Origin of the sequence: Flavobacterium cheongpyeongense (assembly GCF_003202435.1) — a bacterium.
GTDB classification, from domain to species: Bacteria; Bacteroidota; Bacteroidia; order Flavobacteriales; family Flavobacteriaceae; genus Flavobacterium; species Flavobacterium cheongpyeongense.
Genome location: NZ_QJHK01000005.1, coordinates 162,333 through 182,485 on the forward strand (window position 1 = coordinate 162,333; position 20,153 = coordinate 182,485).

The 20,153-nt window shown below is 31.9% G+C and carries 16 protein-coding genes; 7 read left to right on the forward strand and 9 right to left on the reverse strand.

The window, feature by feature from the left end:
- The first annotated feature begins 41 nt into the window (after nucleotides 1-41).
- From DMB65_RS08035 to DMB65_RS08050, 4 genes are all read left to right on the forward strand, one after another.
- A complete protein-coding gene (locus tag DMB65_RS08035) occupies nucleotides 42-449 on the forward strand; it encodes a secretion protein (RefSeq protein ID WP_110306130.1) in 408 nt (135 codons plus the stop codon).
- A gap of 348 nt (nucleotides 450-797) precedes the next feature.
- Entirely contained in the window at nucleotides 798-1,199 is a 402-nt protein-coding gene (locus tag DMB65_RS08040; protein WP_110306131.1) for a T9SS type A sorting domain-containing protein, read from the forward strand.
- A gap of 595 nt (nucleotides 1,200-1,794) precedes the next feature.
- Nucleotides 1,795-2,202: a T9SS type A sorting domain-containing protein gene (locus DMB65_RS08045; protein ID WP_110306132.1), complete on the forward strand. Its 408-nt coding sequence runs from the start codon at nucleotides 1,795-1,797 to the stop codon at nucleotides 2,200-2,202.
- A 347-nt stretch (nucleotides 2,203-2,549) separates the two neighbouring features.
- The gene (locus DMB65_RS08050; protein ID WP_110306133.1) at nucleotides 2,550-2,957 is read left to right on the forward strand and encodes a T9SS type A sorting domain-containing protein; all 408 of its coding nucleotides are present in this window, start codon (nucleotides 2,550-2,552) and stop codon (nucleotides 2,955-2,957) included.
- A gap of 485 nt (nucleotides 2,958-3,442) precedes the next feature.
- Here the strand turns inward: DMB65_RS08050 and DMB65_RS08055 are convergent, their stop codons facing one another.
- Nucleotides 3,443-4,711, reverse strand: coding sequence for a tetratricopeptide repeat protein (locus tag DMB65_RS08055; RefSeq protein ID WP_110306134.1), 1,269 nt, complete (start codon nucleotides 4,709-4,711; stop codon nucleotides 3,443-3,445).
- A 44-nt stretch (nucleotides 4,712-4,755) separates the two neighbouring features.
- Nucleotides 4,756-7,401, reverse strand: coding sequence for a DNA gyrase subunit A (gyrA, locus tag DMB65_RS08060; protein WP_110306135.1), 2,646 nt, complete (start codon nucleotides 7,399-7,401; stop codon nucleotides 4,756-4,758).
- Between the two features lie 259 nt (nucleotides 7,402-7,660).
- Here gyrA and DMB65_RS08065 point away from each other — a divergent pair, with 259 nt between their 5' ends.
- The 3 genes from DMB65_RS08065 to DMB65_RS08075 all read left to right on the forward strand — a co-directional run bounded on the left by DMB65_RS08065 (nucleotide 7,661) and on the right by DMB65_RS08075 (nucleotide 12,338).
- A complete protein-coding gene (locus DMB65_RS08065) occupies nucleotides 7,661-10,207 on the forward strand; it encodes an ATP-dependent Clp protease ATP-binding subunit (RefSeq protein WP_110306237.1) in 2,547 nt (848 codons plus the stop codon).
- Between the two features lie 141 nt (nucleotides 10,208-10,348).
- On the forward strand, nucleotides 10,349-11,716 hold the full coding sequence (gene rimK, locus DMB65_RS08070; RefSeq protein WP_110306136.1) for a 30S ribosomal protein S6--L-glutamate ligase: 1,368 nt from the start codon (nucleotides 10,349-10,351) through the stop codon (nucleotides 11,714-11,716).
- A 106-nt stretch (nucleotides 11,717-11,822) separates the two neighbouring features.
- Nucleotides 11,823-12,338, forward strand: coding sequence for a DUF421 domain-containing protein (locus DMB65_RS08075; protein WP_110306137.1), 516 nt, complete (start codon nucleotides 11,823-11,825; stop codon nucleotides 12,336-12,338).
- A gap of 74 nt (nucleotides 12,339-12,412) precedes the next feature.
- Here DMB65_RS08075 and DMB65_RS08080 read toward each other — a convergent pair whose 3' ends face one another.
- From DMB65_RS08080 to DMB65_RS08110, 7 genes are all read right to left on the reverse strand, one after another.
- Complete coding sequence (locus tag DMB65_RS08080) at nucleotides 12,413-12,862, reverse strand: hypothetical protein (protein ID WP_110306138.1); 450 nt, start codon at nucleotides 12,860-12,862, stop codon at nucleotides 12,413-12,415.
- Between the two features lie 232 nt (nucleotides 12,863-13,094).
- Complete coding sequence (locus DMB65_RS08085; protein ID WP_110306139.1) at nucleotides 13,095-14,438, reverse strand: DEAD/DEAH box helicase; 1,344 nt, start codon at nucleotides 14,436-14,438, stop codon at nucleotides 13,095-13,097.
- Between the two features lie 113 nt (nucleotides 14,439-14,551).
- Nucleotides 14,552-15,076, reverse strand: a complete 525-nt coding sequence (locus DMB65_RS08090; protein WP_110306140.1) for a helix-turn-helix domain-containing protein — start codon at nucleotides 15,074-15,076, stop codon at nucleotides 14,552-14,554.
- 451 nt (nucleotides 15,077-15,527) lie between these two features.
- Nucleotides 15,528-15,938: a hypothetical protein gene (locus DMB65_RS08095; RefSeq protein ID WP_110306141.1), complete on the reverse strand. Its 411-nt coding sequence runs from the start codon at nucleotides 15,936-15,938 to the stop codon at nucleotides 15,528-15,530.
- 212 nt (nucleotides 15,939-16,150) lie between these two features.
- Nucleotides 16,151-18,358 carry an AAA family ATPase gene (locus DMB65_RS08100; RefSeq protein ID WP_110306142.1) on the reverse strand — a complete coding sequence of 736 codons (2,208 nt, stop codon included), beginning with the start codon at nucleotides 18,356-18,358 and terminating at the stop codon, nucleotides 16,151-16,153.
- A 6-nt stretch (nucleotides 18,359-18,364) separates the two neighbouring features.
- Entirely contained in the window at nucleotides 18,365-18,712 is a 348-nt protein-coding gene (locus tag DMB65_RS08105; protein ID WP_123955290.1) for a hypothetical protein, read from the reverse strand.
- Nucleotides 18,713-18,716: 4 nt separating this feature from the next.
- Nucleotides 18,717-20,060 (reverse strand): restriction endonuclease subunit S, encoded by a 1,344-nt coding sequence (locus DMB65_RS08110; protein WP_165834895.1) that lies wholly within the window; start codon nucleotides 20,058-20,060, stop codon nucleotides 18,717-18,719.
- Nucleotides 20,061-20,153: the final 93 nt, after the last annotated feature.

Sequence of the window (20,153 nt, forward strand, 5' to 3'; positions counted from 1 at the left end):
AGCAGTATAAAATTTGAAGAAATAACTTAAAAAATATAATCATGAAAAAAATGTCAAAATTAAGTTTAGTAGTTGCAGTACTATTTTCAACAATCAGTACCTATGCAATTGATGGGAATGAAGATTATATCCTTCACGTAATTAAACAAAATGGTAACGAAATTACTTTCGGATTAAACAAGGTAACAGAAGCTAAATTAGTAATTTATGATCAGGAGGGTAATGAAATTTATTCTGAAAATGCCTCTGGTAAAGATGGTATCCTAAAAAAAATCAGATTTGAAAATTTTCCGGAAGGAACGTATATCTTGAAAGTAGAAGATAATGTAAAAATAACAAAACATGAAATTACTATTAGTTATAACGAAATAGTTTTATCATCAAAAGCAATTTCATCTGTTTATAAAACAGGAATTTCTCCAAAAAATACAAGCGTAGTAGTACGCTAAAAAAGTTATGCTGTATACAGTATAAAATGAGGTTAGATAGTTAGTAAAGTTTAAAACTTAACGGTTTTTAAAACAGCTCTTGGTGGTTCTTGAGCTGTTTTTTTTATGCCTTTTTTTGTGCACAATACAGGAACTTATACTTACATCCTCAGTTTTTATTTTTAAATAGAATTTATTAAATAACCATCAAATTAACATTATGAATTACAATAATCTAAAATTTAACCTATAACGGTTTCGTAAATGAGAATATAACACATATATCAGCAAACAGAGCTGTGCAAAACCACACATAACCTAACTAATTTAGCATCAGATAATTAGAACTAATAATTTAAAACTATTGTCATGAAAAAGATTTCAAAATTAAGTTTAGCAGTAGCAGTACTTTTCGGAACAAGTACTTATGCAATCGATGGTAACGAAGATTTTTATCTTCATGTATTAAAAACAAATGGAAACCTAATTACTTTTGCTTTAAACAAAGTAACAAAAGCAAAATTAGCAATCTATGATCAGGACGGAACTCTAATTTATTCTGAAAATGCTTCAGGTAAAGATGGAATTTTAAGAACATTCAGTCTGGAGGAATTTCCGGCAGGAACTTATTTTTTAGAAGTAGAAGACAGTATCAAAAAAGTAAGACATGAAATTACTGTTGGAAATAACAAAACAGTTTTATCCACAAAAGCAACTTCATCAGTTTATAAAAATAATTTTGCCAAAAATCCAAACGTGGCTGTTCGTTAAAACAGGTACAGTTTTAATGATTGTATAAAATGGTTCGATAGCAAAAGAATTAAACTTGATGCTTTTATAAGAAACAGCTCTTATGGTTAAGGAGCTGTTTTTTTTTTATGCTTTCAGAAAATGAATCCTCTTCACCCGTGTTTTTTGAGTAAAGAAATTAAAAATTTTTTTTTTGATTCGCAATAATTGAATCCTATTTGGTCAACGTGAGAAAATTTGTTTTACCGATACATTCTGTTATATTTTACCTGTTTTACCGGATTTCTATTAACAAAACCTACTTAAAACACTCAAAAATTACACCTTATATAATTTTAAAAAAGCAAAAAATAGATTAAACCGATTTTTATGTCCGGAAAATTACGATATACAAATAAAAACCCACTTTGAAATTCAAAATTAGTAATCTGTCTCTAAATTTTAGAAAATTATAATCAAATCATTCAAAAAACCAATAATAATTTAAAATTTAACATATAACGGTTTCGTAAATGAGAATATAGCACATATATCAGCAAATTCAGTTGTGTACTTTACTTTACAGTTAGAGTAATTTAGCACTATAGAATTAGAGCAATAATTTTAAAATTTAATCATGAAAAAGATGTCAAAATTAAGTTTAGTAGCAGCAATACTTTTTTCAGGAATCAGTACATATGCAATTGATGGAAATGGAGATTTCGCTCTTCATGTTATTAAAGGAAATGGTATGGAAGTTACTTTTGCATTAAACAATGTAACAAAAGCTAACTTATCTATCTACGATAAAGACGGTAATTTAATTTACTCTGAAAACGCTTCAGGTAAAAACGGAATTTTAAAAACTTTTAGCTTTGAACAATTTCCTGAAGGAACCTATTTCTTAAAAGTAGAAGATAGTGTAAAAACTACAAAGCATGAAATTACCATTAAAGGTGATATCGCAGTTATATCATCAAAAGCAATTTCTTCAGTTTACAAAGCGGGATTCTCTGCTAAAAATACAAGCGTAGCAATACGCTAAAAAGTTATGCTTTTCATAAGTATAAAATGAGGTTAGATAGTTAGTAAAGTTTAAAACCTAACGGTTTTTAAAACAGCTCTTGGTGGTTCTTGAGCTGTTTTTTTTATGCTTTTTTTACCTGAAGAGTAGATTAATCTATTGCTCCCGGACTTGTCAACAACCTCAATACTTTGTTAAATAATCGTCAAATTAACATTAACGATATAAATAATTCAAATTTTAACCTATAACGGTTTCGTAAATGAGAATATAGCACATATATTAGAAAACTCAGTTGTGTACTATACAACACTATTAAATTAATTTAGCAGTATAGAATTAGAACAAAAATTTAAAAAAATAAAGCCATGAAAAAGACGTTAAAATTAAGTTTAGTATGTGCAGTACTGTTTTCAGGAATCAGTACATATGCAATCGATGGGAATGAAAATGCAACTCTTCATGTAATAAAAGGAGATGGCAATAAAGTGACTTTTGGACTGAACAATGTTACAAAAGCAAAATTGTCAATCTATGACGAAAATGGAAATCTAATTTATTCTGAAAATGCTTCAGGTAAAAACGGGATTTTAAAAACTTTTAGTTTTGAAGAATTTCCTTCCGGAACCTATTTCTTAGAAGTAGAAGATAAGGTAAAAACTACAAAGCATGAGATTACCATTAAAGGTGATATTGCAGTTATATCATCAAAAGCAATTTCTTCAGTTTACAAAGCAGGGTTTTCTGCTCAAAATACAAGCGTAGCAGTACGCTAAAAAAGTTTATGCTTTCATAAAGTATAAAAATGAGGTTAGATAGTTAGTAAAGTTTAAAACTTAACGGTTTTTAAAACAGCTCTTGGTGGTTCTTGAGCTGTTTTTTTTTGAATCCTTATCAGATTTCGCAGCGAAACTGAATTATTCAATTAAAACAAGAGCTCACGGGCTATTCTTGTGTAAGGATACTTTTGTATTTTGAACTTAAAAATGGGAGAACCAAGCAGAACGTATCCCGAACCCCGCTAAAAATACAAACTTGAGAAAAAAGTTCCTGATCTTGCAGAAAAGGCAACGAAGATTACATTTGACCAATACAACAATATTAAAAACGAATGAATTCAATTCCTGCTTTTTTATGCAGGATTTAGGATAATCATAATTGGTAAAAAGTTTTCATTAACCAGCTGATTTAAAATCAAAAAAAACCGCCAAGAGAATCAATCTTGACGGTTTAATTTAGTATTATTTGCTTTTAAAGATCGCTACATTTTAGCTTTTAACGCTTTGGCTTCAGCCGTCATTTCAAGGGCTTTATAAACACCCAATAATGTTTTTGAAACGTCCTGGTTATTTGAATCTAATTCATTTGCTTTTTTAAGATATGGAATCACACTTTTGAAAACATTTTCTCTCTGTTTTTTTAAGATATCGTAACGCTTCATATCTTTATCTGAGGTACCCAATTTATTCATTTCGTCAATAATTGGTTTTTCTGCCTCCAATTTTAATGCGGCAAGATTTAGGTAAGCATTTGCATAATTAGGATCTATTTCAATCACTTTTAAATAATATTTCTCAGCATCCGCAGCATTTTTAGCATTGGCACTTAATACGCCAAGATTGAAAATCAGCTCTTTATTATTTGGATCTTTCTGCAAAGCTTCACCAACTAATTTCTTATAAGTATCATAATCTTTAGTTTCTAAATATAAGTTAGCTTCAGAAAGGATTAGAGAAGAATCCTCAGGATTGGCTTTTCTTGCATCAGCAATAGCTTTTTTAGCATCCTCAGTTCTTCCTTTCTGAACTAAGATTAAAGCATAATTTTTATAAATTTCTCCTCTCTTAGAAGGGATTGTTTCTGTCTTAGGTTTTTCATGTGTCCCTAATTTTACGGCCAGATCTCTCTCATTTGCCGTATTAAAACCATCTTCACTACCCGAAGCCTTATTTAAAGCTGAATAACTGGTTCCTTTTCCTGAATAATTTAATTTTTTTAACTCCTCATACATTGGTAAAGCCGCATCATAATCCTGAGCATTCACGTAAGTTGAAGCCGCATAATATAAATTGATTGTATCCTTTTTATCCAACATGTATGCTTCATACAATTTTTTTGCACCTTCAGCACTTTTGTTGGACTGAGTATCTGCAATAGCAGAATTGATTAATTGCCCTTTAATATTTGCAATAGATGTTGCAGCCTGAGTTGAATATTTTTGCTTTCCGGAAGCTTTTTCAACTTCAATTAATTTTTTGTAACTCTCAGCAGCTAAAGAAAGATTTTTACTTTCTTCTACTTTTTTAGTTGCCAGGTCTAAGTACGCATTTCCCTGAATAAAATAGTATTGCGCCTGCTCAGTATCTTTTGCATTTACAATAAGATTTTCTGCATCTTTTAATTGCGCAATTGCACCTTGAGCGTCACCACCTTTTAATGCTTTTTCAGCACTTTTTATTTGATCTTTCTGAGCAAAAGTAGCTACTGAAATCAATAATGCTGACGCTAGTATTACATATTTACTTTTCATAATATTCTATTTGTATATTTAATTTTAATTTGTGTCATTCAATTTTATTCTTCTGATTCTTCTGATTCTTCATCTTCAGAATCATCTTCGGCTTCACCTTCAGCATCATCTTCTTCATCCTCTTCTATCGTACCATCATCTTCAAGAACTTCTAAATCCGGTTTAACTCTTGCAATTCCTGATTCGATAACATTTCCATCTTCATCAACAACAACTTCTTCTGCTTCATCTTTCATTACTTTGGTTACAGCCGCAATAGAATCTTTTCCTTTCAGGTTAATCAATCTTACTCCCTGAGTTGCACGTCCCATAACACGTAAATCTTCAATGGCCATCCTGATAGTTAATCCGGATTTATTGATAATCATTAAATCATCAGAATCTGTTACAGCATTAATCGAGATTAATTTCCCGGTTTTTTCAGTAATATTAAGAGTTTTAACCCCTTTACCTCCACGGTTGGTAATTCTGTAGACATCTTCACCATCTTCGTCAACCAGTTTGGTACGTTTGCCGTATCCGTTTTCAGTAACCACTAAAATTTGTGAATCATTAATGTCGTTTTTATCAACAGTAACCATACCTATTACTTCATCAGTATCATCTTTTAAAGTAATCCCGCGAACTCCTGAAGCAGTCCTTCCCATTGGACGGGTTTTTGTTTCTTCAAAACGAACGAGTTTACCCGATTTAACTGCGAGAATAATCTGACTTTCTCCGTTTGTTAACTGTGCTCCCATTAACTCATCACCTTCTTTAATCGTAATAGCTGCAACACCATTTACCCTTGGTTTAGAATATTTCTCTAAAGATGTTTTTTTAACCTGACCTTGTTTTGTAACCATCACAAGATTATGGCTGTTGATATAGTCCTTATCTTTTAAGTCTTGTGTACAAATAAAAGCTTTAACTTTATCATCACTTTCAATATTCACAAGATTCTGGATTGCTCTTCCTTTTGCCGTTTTACTTCCCTCCGGTATTTCATAAACACGCATCCAGAAACATTTTCCTTTTTGCGTAAAGAACATCATATATTGATGATTCGTCGCTACGAACATGTGCTCAAGGAAATCCTGATCTCTTGTTCCTGCGCTTTTTTGACCAACGCCTCCTCTATTTTGAGTTTTGTATTCTGTAAGATTTGTACGTTTGATATAACCTGCATGAGAAATTGTAATAACCACATTTTCATCAGCAATCAAATCTTCGATACTTACATCTCCTCCAGAATATTCAATTTGAGAACGACGTTCGTCACCATATTTATCACGAATTTCTTCTAATTCTTCTTTAATTACGTTTGTTCTTAAATTTACATCCGCTAATAACGCTTTCAAATGCTCGATTAACTTCATTAATTCTTCGAACTCAGCTCTTAACTTATCTTGTTCAAGACCTGTTAACTGACGAAGGCGCATTTCAACAATTGCACGGGCCTGAATATCACTTAAACTAAATCTTTCAATTAATTTTTCACGTGCCTCCTCAGTATTTTTAGAACCTCTGATGATTGCTATCACTTCGTCAATATTATCTGAAGCGATAATTAAACCTTCTAAAATATGCGCTCTTTCCTCAGCTTTGCGCAATTCAAATTGAGTTCTTCTGACTACTACATCATGACGGTGTTCTATAAAATAATGAATCATGTCTTTTAGATTCAGCATTTGAGGGCGACCTTTTACTAATGCAATATTATTTACACTGAAAGAAGATTGTAATTGTGTAAATTTATAAAGTGTGTTTAGAACTACATTTGGTGTCGCATCACGCTTCAATATATAAACGATACGCATACCGTTTCTGTCAGATTCATCACGAATATTGGCAATACCTTCTATTTTCTTTTCATTAACAAGGTCTGCTGTACGTTTGATCATATCAGCTTTATTAACCTGATATGGGATCTCAGTAACAATGATGGATTCTCTTCCGTCAACTTCTTCAAAACCAACTTTAGCACGCATCACAATACGTCCTCTACCTGTTTTGAATGCTTCGCGAACTCCTTCATAACCATATATTATACCTCCTGTTGGAAAATCCGGAGCTTTAATATGTGTCATTAATTCTTCTACTTCGATATCATTATTATCAAGGAATGCCAATGTCCCATTGATAACTTCAGTTAAATTGTGTGGAGGCATATTAGTTGCCATACCAACCGCAATACCGGTTGCTCCATTTACTAACAAGGTAGGAACTCTGGTAGGCATAACTTTTGGCTCATATAATGTATCGTCAAAGTTCAATTGAAAATCAACTGTTTCTTTTTCGATATCTGCCATAATTTCTTCCGAAATCTTTTTCATTCTCGCCTCTGTATAACGCATCGCAGCGGGACTATCGCCATCTACAGAACCAAAGTTACCCTGACCATCTACCAAAAGATATCGCAGACTCCATTCCTGAGCCATACGCACCATGGCATCATAAACAGATGTATCTCCATGTGGGTGATACTTACCCAAAACCTCCCCTACAATTCTTGCAGATTTTTTGTGGGCTGATCTTGATGTTACTCCTAAGTCATACATTCCATAAAGAACCCTTCGATGCACTGGTTTCAAGCCATCTCTAACATCCGGAAGCGCTCTTGATACAATTACCGACATCGAATAATCGATGTAAGCTGATTTCATTTCTTCTTCGATGTTAATAGGAATTAACTTTTCTCCTTCAGACATAAATTGTTATATTAAATAATTATATTAATTTTCAAAGCGTGCCAAGATACGTTTTTTTGAAATTTTTTCGGCTATTTCCTTACACATATTTCAATGATTTATTAACAACTTTTTTTTGCGTTTTAGTTAATAAATTAAGCCTTTTTTAACTATTTTATTATTATTTTTTTTGTCTATTAGCTGACAGGTGTTTCTGAAAGGTATGGTTTTTGTTTTTCAATCACTAAATTCATTAAATTTACAATACCAATTATATATTATGGATGATAATTTTTCACCAAGAGTAAAAGATGTTATTACTTACAGTAAGGAAGAAGCCCTTCGCTTAGGACACGACTTTATTGGTACTGAACATCTCATGCTGGGCATTTTAAGAGATGGTAATGGAAAAGCTATTCACATACTTAATAACCTTGCAGTCGATTTAGATCATTTACGCAGGAAGGTAGAAATACTGAGTCCCGCCAACCACAGCGTTGAAGTAAATACCGAAAAGAAAAATCTTCACCTTACCCGACAGGCCGAAAGAGCCCTGAAGACAACCTTTCTTGAAGCTAAAGTATTTCAAAGCTCATCGATCAGCACGGCACACCTGCTTTTATGCATCTTACGAAACGAAAATGATCCAACAACCAAGCTGTTGAATAAACTAAAAATAGATTATGACATAGCTAAAGAACAATATTTAAATATGACTCCAAACGAAGAAGAATTCTTAGAAAACTTGCCAAAAAACGAATCATACAACGATGATTCAGGACAAGATGACAGTTTAAAGGAAAGTAGTTTTAACAATCCAGCCAATAAGTCAAACAAAAAATCCAAAACTCCGGTTTTAGATAATTTTGGTAGAGATTTAACAGAAATGGCTGAAGAAGGAAAACTAGATCCGGTAGTGGGACGCGAAAAAGAAATTGAACGTGTTTCTCAAATTTTAAGCCGAAGAAAAAAGAACAATCCGCTTCTTATTGGTGAACCAGGAGTTGGTAAATCTGCCATTGCAGAAGGACTAGCTTTGCGTATTATCCAAAAGAAAGTTTCCCGTATCCTTTTTAATAAACGTGTAGTAACACTTGATTTAGCCAGTTTAGTTGCAGGAACAAAATACCGCGGACAGTTTGAAGAAAGAATGAAGGCTGTAATGAACGAACTTGAGAAAAATGACGATATCATTCTTTTTATTGATGAAATTCACACCATTGTAGGTGCAGGAGGAGCAACTGGTTCACTTGATGCTTCAAATATGTTCAAACCTGCACTGGCAAGAGGTGAAATTCAATGTATTGGTGCTACTACCCTTGATGAGTACAGACAATATATTGAAAAAGATGGTGCTTTGGAAAGACGTTTCCAAAAAGTAATTGTTGAACCAACTTCTGTTGAGGAAACAATCGCTATCCTAAATAATGTAAAAGATAAATACGAAGATCACCACAACGTAACTTATACGCCTGAAGCTATCGAAGCTTGCGTTAAATTAACAAACAGATATATGTCTGAGCGTTTTTTACCTGACAAAGCCATCGATGCCCTTGACGAAGCTGGTTCTCGTGTACACATCACCAATATTGATGTTCCAAAACAAATTCTTGATTTAGAGCGTCAGTTAGAAGAAGTACGTGAAAACAAAAATATGGTTGTCAAAAAGCAAAAATATGAAGAGGCTGCCAAACTTCGTGATGACGAAAAACGCATTGAAAAAGATTTAGCTCTTGCTCAGGAACAATGGGAAGAAGATTCAAAAAGCAACCGAATTGAAGTTACAGAAGACAATGTCGCTGATGTTGTTTCTATGATGACTGGAATTCCTGTCAACCGAATTGCACAAACAGAGAGCAACAAATTAGCCAAATTACCTGAATTAATTCAAAATAAAGTGATTGGTCAAAATGATGCTGTACTAAAAATTGCACGTTCGATTCAACGCAACAGAGCCGGACTTAAAGATCCTAACAAACCTATTGGTTCGTTTATTTTCTTAGGTCAGACCGGAGTTGGTAAAACACAATTAGCGAAAGTTTTAGCAAAAGAATTATTTGACTCTGAAGACGCATTAGTTCGTATCGACATGAGTGAATACATGGAAAAATTTGCTATTTCACGTTTAGTTGGAGCACCTCCGGGATATGTAGGATACGAAGAAGGTGGGCAATTAACTGAAAAAGTTCGCAGAAAACCTTATTGTGTAGTTCTTTTAGATGAGATTGAAAAAGCACATCCAGACGTGTTCAACATGATGCTTCAGGTATTGGATGACGGATATTTGACAGATAGTTTAGGTCGTAAAATCGATTTTAAAAATACGATCATTATCATGACTTCGAATGTTGGGGCACGACAGTTAAAAGATTTCGGACAAGGCGTAGGATTTGGAACTGCTGCGAAAGTCGCTCAGGCTGATGAAAATTCAAAAAGTATAATCGAAAATGCATTGAAAAAAACTTTTGCTCCTGAATTCTTAAACAGAATTGATGACGTAATTGTATTTAATGCATTAGAAAAAGCTGATATTGATCTTATCATTGAAATTGAACTTAAAAAACTATATGCACGTATTTCTGAACTTGGATACAATTTAAGTTTGACTGATAAAGCAAAAGCTTTTATTGCAGAAAAAGGTTTTGACAGACAATTTGGAGCAAGACCTCTAAAAAGGGCAATCCAGAAATATGTTGAAGATTTGTTGGCTGAAGAAATCATAACTTCAAAAATACATTCAGGTGATGAAATCTTAATGGATTTAAAAGATGGTTCTCAAGAACTTTCAGTTGAAATACACAAAGCAGAAGAGCCGACTAATCAATAAATTAGTTAAAAATCATAACAGAAATAATACACCCGTTACGTTTTCATAACATAACGGGTGTTTTTTTTAGGTAATTCACTATCTTTAGTAAATACAAATAGCTATTTTTGAATATTAAATTTCTACAATAAAAAACAATATATGCTTCAAAACAAAGTCATTTTAGGGAGTGAAGAATGGTGTGCATTTCCCGATCTTGGGATCCCTACAATTAAAGCCCGTGTGGATTCTGGTGCAAAAACTTCGGCTATGCACGCTATAAACATAGCTCCTTTTATAAAAAATGATGCCAATTGGGTGAAATTTGACATTAATCCAATCCAAAATAATATCAAAACTGTCATTCATTGTGAAGCTCCATTGGTTGACAAAAGAATTGTAAAAAGTTCAAGCGGCTTCAGGGAACATCGTTATGTAATCCAGACCAGTATTAAGCTTGGTGAAATAAAATGGCCAATCGAAATGACATTGACCAATCGCGATTCAATGGGTTTTCGTATGCTTTTAGGCCGTGAAGCAATGAGCGGCCGTGTATTGGTAGATCCTGAAGAGAAATATATGTTAGGACAGCCATCTACAGAAACATTAAAAGAGCTATACCAAAACTCTGAAAAAGCAGCTTCCGGATTACGAATTGGGCTTTTGGCCAGTAATCCGGAATTATACAGTAATAAAAGAATCATGGAAGCCGGCGAAATGCGTGGACATGAAATGCATTTTTTGAATATTAAAGAATGTTACATGAAACTAGATGCGAAGACTCCGGAAATTCATTACAGAGGCGGAAAAATCTTAAATCAGTTTGATGCTATAATTCCGAGGATTAGACCTAGCATTACTTTTTATGGTTGTGCTTTGACACGTCAGTTTGAAGCTTTGAAGGTTTTTGTTTTAAATTCGGCTACAGCTATAACTCAATCGCGTGATAAATTATACTCTTTACAGTTGCTTTTAAACAGTGGTATCGATATTCCTACCACTGGTTTTGCTAATTCACCATTGGACACTGATAACCTCATTAAAATGGTTGGCGGTTCGCCATTAATTGTAAAGTTACTAGAAGGAACACAAGGAAAAGGCGTTGTTTTGGCCGAGACCAAAAAAGCTGCAGAAAGTGTTATTAATGCCTTTAAAAGCTTAAATGCAAACATTCTGGTTCAGGAATTCATCAAAGAGGCAAACGGAAAAGATATTCGTTGTTTTGTCATTGACGGAAAAGTGGTCGCCGCCATTCAGCGCGAAGCTATGCCGGGAGAATTTAGAGCCAATATACACCTTGGAGGAACTGCATCTGTAATCAAAGTAACTTCTGAGGAGAAAAAAATTGCTATAAAAGCCGCAAAAGCAATGGATTTAAAGGTAGCTGGGGTTGATATCATCCGCTCTTCTAAAGGACCTTTGTTATTAGAGGTAAATTCTTCCCCTGGTCTTGAGGGCATTGAAGGGGCCACGAACAAAGATGTTGCCGGTGAAATGATCAAAGCTATTGAAAAGAATTTTAAATTATAATTCTAAGTGCTCTTAAATACACTCTCTAAATTTTATACCTTGTTTTAAAAGCTTTGTCATCAACATATTTTTGAGAAAGCTTTTTTAAAACTTTAAAATAAAAAATATGTTGTTCCCCTACTTAGATATCATTTTAAGAAGTGCTGCTGTCTATCTTTTTATGACAATAGCATTAAAAATCTTTGGTAAAAAAGAACTTTCGCAATTAAATACCGCTGATATTATCCTGATTCTATTAATTAGCAACTCTGTTCAAAATGCAATGGTTGGCTCAGACACGAGTCTTTGGGGAGGTTTAGTGGCTGCGCTGGTACTATTTGTAATTAATTTTATAATTAAAAAATTAACCCGGAAGTATAAAATATTGGATGAATTGTTATTGGATAAACCCGAAGTTTTAATTCACAATGGAAAATTAGATTTTAAAGCCTTAAGCAAATTAGACATTTCTAACGACGAATTAAAAGAAGCCATTCGGGAACATGGTGTAGAACACTATACAGAAGTAAAATTATGTATGCTGGAAATTGACGGTACTATCAGTGTAATTTCTGAAGATAAAAAAAACCTTAAGCAATCACATTATAAACGAAAACGCAATCATAAAAATTTTAGAAAGTAAAACTTTTAAATTTTTCACAAAGAAAAAGGGCCATTCAGATATTGAAAAGCCCTTTCATTTTATTGAGAATAAAATTATTTTTGAAATAATTTATTAATCTGATCTTTTACTAACGGCTCAGAAACATTACTTGAACCTGAAGAAGCATCTTTGCTAGAAACCATAAACTGAACTGTAGCTTTTTCAGGTAAAGTACTTCCTGTATAATGCAACCAAATGTAATTATTCGGTAGTTCTAATTTAATATCATACAATGGAGTTGCACTAAAACCATTTATAATAATATTGTAAAGATTTGTATAATCGTTATTAACGTTTTTGAAAGAGAATTTTCTTAAGGTTGAAGAATCATCGCCATCACTTACAATACTAGTATAATAAACAGTGTATTCATCTCCGATTTTTTGAATATAGTTGTTATTTACTTTTCCTAATTTTTCAACCGGTACAGTTTCTAGAACTTTGATCTGTGCAAATGAAACAAAACTAAATAACAAAATGGCAAGGGTAATAATCTTTTTCATAATGAATTGGGGTTAATTTTTTTACTACTTTAATGAACGCCGAAATTATGAAAAATTACTTCTAAAATTACAGTTTGGTTAACAATAAATTGTGAATTTTACTCAATATTGATTTATTCGTTAGTTAAAAAAATCGCAATATTTTCATAATCAACAAATTACAAAAAAATCAAAAAGAAAAATTAGCTGTTTTTTTTACTCAAATTTTATAAAATAACTAAAAAAATCATTCCTATTCTTCCTTTTTTATGACTTTTCTTGCGACTTCAATCTTGAATTTCCTGCCTTTCATCTTCTCATCTTTTACATTTTTAAGCAGATCTTTTACTTTATTATATTTTACTGCTGCAAAAGAGACAAAATCTTTTACTTCAATCAAACCCAAATCACCTTTTTCGAGTTTTCCTTTTTGAGAAAAAAATCCAACGATATCAATTTTATTCAGTTTTGTTTTTTTTCCACCGCTGATATAAATGGTTTGAAACTCCGGTGGTTTCGGTAAAGTAGTTATATCACTTACCTTTAATACTTCCATTTCATAATCAATATAATCTAATCGTTTTTCACTTTCGTGGATGATAATATAAGCTGTACCCGAAGCCTCCATACGTGCCGTACGACCATTCCTGTGTGTAAATTCATCTTCTTTTAAGGGCAAATGATAATGAATTACGTGTTTCATTTCAGGAATATCCAAACCACGGGCTGCTAAATCAGTTGTAATTAAGTAACTCATACTTCCATTTCTAAACTGAATCAAGGCGCGCTCACGTTCTTCCTGATCCATTCCTCCATGATAATAAGTAGCGTAAATTCCTTTCTCATTCAAAGTATCACTAATCCGTTCAGCCGCATCACGATGGTTACAAAAAATAATAGCGGATTGTGATTTCAAAGAACAAATCAAATTAAATAGACTTCCTAATTTATCTTTGGCTGGCGAAACCACCATTTTCATCGAAAGATTCGCTTTTTCTTCTTCTTCTGTAATAAAATCTAAAACTGTTGGATTAATTACTCTGGTATACTTTGGAATTTCAATATCTGAAGTCGCTGAAACAAGTACTCTCTTGTTTAATTTTGATAACTTTCCAATAATATAAGACATTTGCTCATGAAAACCCAGTTGTAGTGATTTGTCAAATTCATCCAAAATTAAAGTCTGAATCTTATCTGTCCTAAAAGTTTCTCTGTCAATGTGATCTGCAATTCTGCCCGGAGTTCCAATTAAAACAGCTGGTGGATTACTTAAGTTTTTAATTTCTGTATCTATAGAATGTCCGCCATAGCAAATATTCACTTTATAACTGGTTCCCATTTTTTTCCAAACCTGTTCAATTTGCAAACCCAATTCGCGCGAAGGAACTAAAATTAAACATTGAACCGAAAGAATTTCAGGTTGTAATAATTCTAAAATTGGCAGTAAAAAAGCTAATGTTTTTCCTGATCCTGTAGGAGAAAGCAATAGAACATTATTTTCGTTTAAAATAGCATCCTGCGCAGCTTCTTGCATTTCGTTTAGGCTTTTGATCCCTAAGTTCGAAAGTATATTATTAGAATGGTGATTTTTATTCATTTGGCAAAGGTAGGGAAAAAGTTGGCAGATGGCAGTTTTTAGTGTTCAGTTGTGAGAAAAGATGGGAGTTGGAAGTTGGAAGAATCTGAAACCTAAAATCTGCAATCTGAAAACTATTCCTGTACCATTTCATTCAATAGTACCTCTTCTTGTAAAAGTGATTTCAGTTTAAACCGATATTTTGCTTGAAGCGGTAAACCATTTTTTCGCATTGCATCTTCGGCTTTTGCTTTTAATACGGTTAGTACCATTTCTTGTTCGGCAACTATTTGTTGGTCTTTGGTTTCTAAAAAATGAATAAAGCGCAAGGTAGTAACGCCCGCTTCGTATTTTTTTTCAATAGCTTTTAGTTTGTATTCCGTGAGGATTTGTCGGTGTTTATTAATCAGTTTTAGGTTTTCAAAAACTTTTTTTGCTTTGGCTTCTTCACTCTTTAGATCCACGAAACTATCAATTGTTGCGTTTTTGGGTTCTTGAATAAAGGCAAGCAATTCGCCCAATTTTAGTTGCGCTACAAGCGGCAAATCTCGCTTTCCTATTTCATACATTGACCACTGCGTTCGAGTAACCCGCAAAAGTATTGCCATATCCTCCTGTCTCAAGCCTAGTAGTTCTCTTATTTTTTTATCTTGGTTCATAGTTAGCTGCTATTTTTTTATGGGGGTTACAGTTGTGGCATTTTTTTTTAAAACGAATTTTTTGCCACAGAAATTGTGGCATTTTTTTTGAAATGAAAATTTTGCCACCGATTTTGTGATTTTTTTTTCGTTTTGAAAAAAATGTCACAAAATGAAAATAGAGTTAATTCTGTTTATCTTAAATTTAGGTTACTATTGTTTTTCAATTGCCGTTGACTTTAGTCAACGGAATTTAGGTTAACTATTGAATTGGCTTTAGCCAAAAGAGTTATACCATTTTGGCTAAAGCCAATAAATACAATTTCTAAATAACCTTTGGCTAAAGCCAAAGGCAATTGAACTCAAAAGAGCAAAACGTTTTTTATAATGTTCTCAATCTAGGAGCAGATCTATTTACCCAAAAAAAGGTTGCTCTCTCGAACAACCTCTTTGCTTATCTACAACTGCACTGCTACAATTCTGCTTTTCGGGTGGTTATGGCTGCCGAGAAAGTATCAATTTCTGCGAGTTCGAGTGTAACCATGGTTAAATCGAGCTCTTTTTCTAATAGGGCAACCACACCATAACTTTCTTTACGATTTTCAAGTAAAAACTTTTTGTATTCTAGTTTTACTTTTTTCTTAATCGCATCTTCTTTGCTATTACCCGCTGGCAGGGCCGCAATAACGGTTTCTGTTGACGCAATCTCAGTGGTGATGGCTTGTAGTTCAGCATCGATCTCGATAGAGGTGGCGCTGTAGTTGGTCGTTAATCTTTCCTCAGAAAGTTTTTTGAAATTGAGGTCTGCTCTTTCTTTTGCAGCCCAAGCAAGTAATAAATCACAGTCTGCTACAGAGGTGATTTTACTAATGGAATAAGACATAAAAAAGGATTTAAAGTTAATAATACACATTGAACGATAGTTGAATATGTAATATTTTACTTTAAGAAAAATTTAGGATTTTTCTTAAAGTATTAATTAGGATGTAACCTATTCATCTCGACTAATTATACCTTGTTGATCAGAAAGTAACAATTGTAGTACAAACTATACCAACAATTGTTAATAAATCTCTTAATCCAAATTCCATAAATCTATAATTTTAATATACTATCAATTACATCAACTACAATAAATCCTCTAACTTCGGCCTCTGAACTAAAATGTATTTCATAGTCGCCATTTCCGTGATGACCTTTTCCTGAACAATCTTGAAATAATGCTGAATATTGTACAGGAATATCACCTTTCTTTTTATTTACCCAAAGAATTATTTTTTTGTCCTGTATTTTAATATCAAAAATATTTTTCTTGTTTCTTTTAAAAGCAATATATTCTACTTTCGAGTCTATCACAATAGAAGAATCTTTTTCTAAAATTTCTTCTTTCAAAAGAGTATACATTCTTTTTACAAAAGCAGGCTTATTTCTTAAATGCTGACTTTCAGTAATTGCGATACCACTCTTTTTGTGTTTTAAATTGACAAAATTTGATGATGTTTTTTTAATTTCATCTGACACTTCTTCTTTGTCTGTTTTTTCAACATTTGTTTCTTCTTGTTTGAAAGCTTCATTTTGAGGTGAAACTGGCGGAGTTACAATAGGAGCAACAGGAATTTTATTTAATTTACTTATTTCTAAAATTAAATCAAATAATTTTCTAAATCCATCAAAATCTGATATTTCAAATTCTTTTGTTTTCTCCGCAAATTTAATTTTAAATCTACTGCTTGAATGATTGGGCATTTCAGTTACACAACTTACGTTTTCAAATAAGAAGTCTTTGTATTTATTTAAGGGATAATAATCTTCAATTATAAAATCAGACTTTGTATGGCCTTCCTTTTTTGGTATATAATTTATATAAATATTGTTTTTCTCATCTCCTTTAAATTCATCTTTTGTTCCCTTGAAATTTAGAGTTTCTTTTACAGCTTCAAAGCCTGCTTGGTCTCTATCTAAAAAAGCAAAGGTTTTCGTGTTTTTATTAACTGGAAATTCATCTACAAATAGTTTTAACCCACTAGCTCCATTAAATGGTAAAAATTTAAAATCTAAAACTTTATATCTTTCATCAATAGAACTCAACTTTTCTAAAGCAGTTTTAATATGTGTTATGTCAGTTTTACCTTCTACTAAAATAGTATCTTTATTTTCGCCAAGAAAATTACTCTGCTGATGTTTATTCCAGAAATCTTTAGTTAACTCATTGATTATATATTGCCTGTCTTTTTTTATTAATTCACCATCAGTAAGCATAAAGACATTTTCGTCTTTGAAACTTTGCGTAAGTGTTGGCGAATGAGTAGTAATTATAATTTGGCGGTTGTTTTCATAGGGTTCAAAAACTTTAACTACTTGTTCTTTATTATTAATATGTATATGTGCATCAGGTTCGTCCAGTAAAATTAAAGTATCTTCAGAACTAGCAAATTCTAACGTTGCTTTTATTAGAAGCATTTTCTTTTGACCTTCACTTAAAGAACTAACATTTAAATCGTCATTAAAAGTAATTTCAATGTCGTCAATTATTTTTTTGTCTTCCGGAGTAAAAGCGATATATAATGCTTGAAACACATCAGTACTGTCGTAACCAGTGAAATAGTCATCCGAATTATAATCTTCTGAACTAAAATCGCCTCCTAATACTGTTTTAAAACTTTCCAAGGAATAGGAATCAACACTATCAATTTGTTTAATAAAGCTTAATGCAGGACTATTATTATAATTCTTGTAGCGATCTTTAAAAAACTTAAATTTTATTTCGTTTACGTTTATAATTCCAAGCTTTTCTTTTACAAATTCTTTTACATCATTAGCTTCTGAAACTAATAATGATAGTAATATAATATTCCAATAAAACTTGTTCAAATAAAACATTTTTGGGTATTCCAAAACATTGGATTGATTTACACCAGCTATGTAGTTCATGTAAACCGGTCTGTAATACTTCCTCCAAAGTCTGTCTTCTTCACCGCTGTAAATAGCAATTACCCTTTTGGGCAAATACTCTTTTATATCAAATACAGGATTTCCATTTACAGCAAAAACTCTACCTTTTCCATTACTTGTTATTTTTACAGAAATAGTATTGAAAGTTTCATATTCTAAAAAATAAGCAAACTCATCTTTTTCATCAAGATACAAAGCTTTGAAAATAGCGCTAAAAACTTCGAGAATATTACTTTTTCCACTACCATTATTCCCTATAAAAGCAGCAACACCTTTGCAACTGGAAAAGTCAATTTCAAGATTCTGAAAATTTTTATGTTGACCTACAATTTTTAGGTTTTTTAGCTTCATAATTATTTATTTAAATCTATCTGTAAATTCTAATCCTCTTTCTATAACTTTTACAAAATCCACAGTTGTTTTTGCTTGTGCATTTTCACTCATTAAGATAGGTAACCACTTTTTCTCATTTTCTGTTAAATCGTATTTATATAGCATTTCAAAAGCTCTTTCGATTTTTTGTTTGATAGCTTTTGATTGGATTTCATAACTAGGTAAAATTGAATCAAACGAACCCTTTTCGACAATTAATAAATCTGCAAACTCTCTTTTGCTTGCTTTTGATAATCTTTTATCTATTCTAAAAATTCTATTTATAAAATTTTCATATTTGTAAGTATTATTTATTTCTTCTCCGTTTAGCATAATCTTAATTAAATATTTCTTTCTCAAACTCAACAATAGCTTCATCTCTATTTTTTGCACTCAAAGCATTCAATTCTTTTATTTTTATTTTTAATGAATTCATATGGTTAGAAATTTGTTTTTGCTTTTCAACTGGTGGAAATGGAATTAGAACTTTTCTCAAATCTTTTGAAGTTATAGCAGGATATAAAGCACCTGTCATATAATACTCAAATTGTTTTACTCCAAATTCTGATTTGATATACTCAAGTAAATAATCTAAACAGTAATTTTCGCTTGGTGCAATAATTTGAAAGGCGGAAGAAGCAATGTTTTCATTATTTTTCTCTGATACAATTGCAAATTTTTTCAAATAAGGCCGTGTTGTTCCAATAATCAAATCGCCTGTTAAGATAGTTTGAGTTGCTCTGCTTGGTGCTTTTGAAACTTCTAAATTGGTTGATTCTACAATACCTAAACCTGCATCTATTCCACCCATTTCAACATAAGTAAAAGTTTTTTCTTTGTGTGCTTTTTTATTCCAACTTCTATTAGTGAAATTAAATGCTTCATCTAAAGTTTTAACAGGATATTTTGATTGATGCAAAATAGAAAAAACAGAACTTGAACCTTTGTTATAATCCCATCTATCAAAAATTTCAGAAAAATTAAATAGATTCAATACACCTTTGACAAAAGGTTTTACAATCATTTTCTCAACACCCAACTCCTCAAATAAATACCTTTCAATTTCAATTTCGAGTGTTTTGGCTTGTTGTTCTTGTTGCTGGGCAAGTTGCAGTTTGTTATTATAATTGGCAACGATTCTGTTTTGTTCTTCTATTGTTGGAAGTGGGATTTCTAAATTTAATAAAGTGGATAAGGTAAAATGTCTTCCATCAGCACCGATAGCATTTTTATCCCATTCGTCAGTTAGTTTTTTTACTTTTAATAATAGTTCTAAAAATTCAGGCTTTATTATATCTAACTCAATTTTTAGATATTGCATATTACTTGAACCAAAAGAATTTTCAAATTGAGGATATACAACACCCCATTGCCCTCCAACAGTTCTAACTTTACAATAAAAAAGATGAAATAATTTTGATTTTTGATAGCGCTTCATTGTCAACTCACTTCCTTTCGAAACTCTATTTATATATAATCCTTTACCCTGTCCTTTGACTCCTAAAATGGGATATAATTCATCATCTTTTATGTCTACCCATTCCGTTTTAATAGGTTTTAAAACTGAATTTAATTTTACAGAAATGAAGTTAAATGATAATTTAGAATTACCATAAGTTTTTACATCCCAACTCGAAAAATTAGCAAACGGAACAAATGTTATATATTTTGATATTTGCATACTATTTACCATAAAATGTTTCGGGTTCGCCAAGTTCTATTTTAAAACTATTATTGTTTATTTTTTGTTTCATTATTATCTTTTGGCTAAAGC